1 pseudogene is annotated in these 1,372 nt (G+C 41.6%); it reads left to right on the top strand.

The features are described 5' to 3' along the window. Nucleotides 1-571: 571 nt before the first annotated feature. Nucleotides 572-1,250, top strand: a pseudogene (locus HT701_RS10885) (reverse transcriptase domain-containing protein); the annotation flags it as partial. Nucleotides 1,251-1,372: the final 122 nt, after the last annotated feature.

Genomic DNA, 1,372 nt, shown 5'->3' with positions numbered 1-1,372 from the left:
CAGCCTGCGGCTAGTTTCCTAGTTTACTCTTTGATTTTCATTGAGTATAAGTCCTTGGTGGGCACCTGCTACCGGTGAACCCAATAGCGATTCCCAAGCCTGACTATCGTGAGGTAGCGGATTAAAACGGTCTGGGGATAGACCGTTTTAAGTCTGACGCTGGAAATAAGAATCGTCAGAGGAAGGGATAGCGAAATCGTGGCTCTACGAACAGGAAGGTGATAGTAAGGCGTATATAGCGGATAGGGGGGCGCGAAACCTTAAAGTCCAAAAAGGTAGTCGTAACCTATATGCGTAAATCACGAGAGTAATTGAATTCGAACTAAGATTTATCTTTTTCCACTGTAACCTTTTAACGTCCTCATGTCTAGTCTAAACGAGGAAAGATGTAGGACTTATCCCGTGAGCTCTGTCGCTAGAAAGAGAAAACGACAGATCGAAGTAATCCTACTTTACTTGTGTCTGTAAAACGAACGGTCTGATAGAACTGGACTCTGTCACGTATTGACTAGATGAAGGTTCACCAATATAAGATGTCCCTCAGGCACCAAAACAAGAAAGGAATAGGCACATGTCAAAATTGCTAGATAAGATAGTATCACGCGAAAATATGCTGGAAGCTTACAATCAAGTAAAATCCAATAAAGGCTCAGCTGGGATTGATGGAATGACTATCGAAGAGATGGATGACTATCTCAGACAAAACTGGCGCTTGACTAAGGAGCTGATAAAACAGAGAAAATACAAACCTCAATCAGTCCTGCGAGTTGAAATCCCCCAACCCAATGGAGGTGTCCTTCAGCTTGGGATTCCGACAGTGATGGATAGGATAATCCAACAAGCCATTGTCCAAGCTCTTAGAGTACTTAAATGACGGCTATGAGTGGATAGTGGATATAGACCTAGAGAAATTTTTCGATAGGGTTCCTCAAGATAGATTGATGTCCTTAGTACATAATATGATCGAAGACGGAGATAGGGAATCCTTGATTCGTAAGTATCTTCATTCAGGTGTTATCATTAACGGTCGGCGTCATAAAACGCTAGTTGGTACACCACAGGGAGGAAATGTATCTCCTCTCTTATCTAATATCATGCTTAATGAATTGGACAAGGAATTAGAAAAGAGGGGACTTCGATTTGTGCGCTACGCAGATGATTGTGTGATGATGGTCGGAAGCGAGGCAGCCGCTAAGCGTGTGATGTATTCAGTTAGTCGTTTTATTGAGAAACGGCTAGGTTTGAAAGTATAGTAAAATGAAATAAGAATAGGACAAACCGATCAGGACAGTCAAATCGATTTCTAACAATGTTTTAGAAGTAGAGGTGTACTATTCTAGTTTCAATCTACTATAATTTGAAGGGGAATACC

It is taken from the genome of Streptococcus sp. 10824 (genome assembly GCF_013276595.1).
GTDB classification, from domain to species: Bacteria; Bacillota; Bacilli; order Lactobacillales; family Streptococcaceae; genus Streptococcus; species Streptococcus pseudopneumoniae.
Note: the sequence above shows the minus strand (reverse complement) of the source record. Positions and strands in the feature narration are given on the sequence as shown.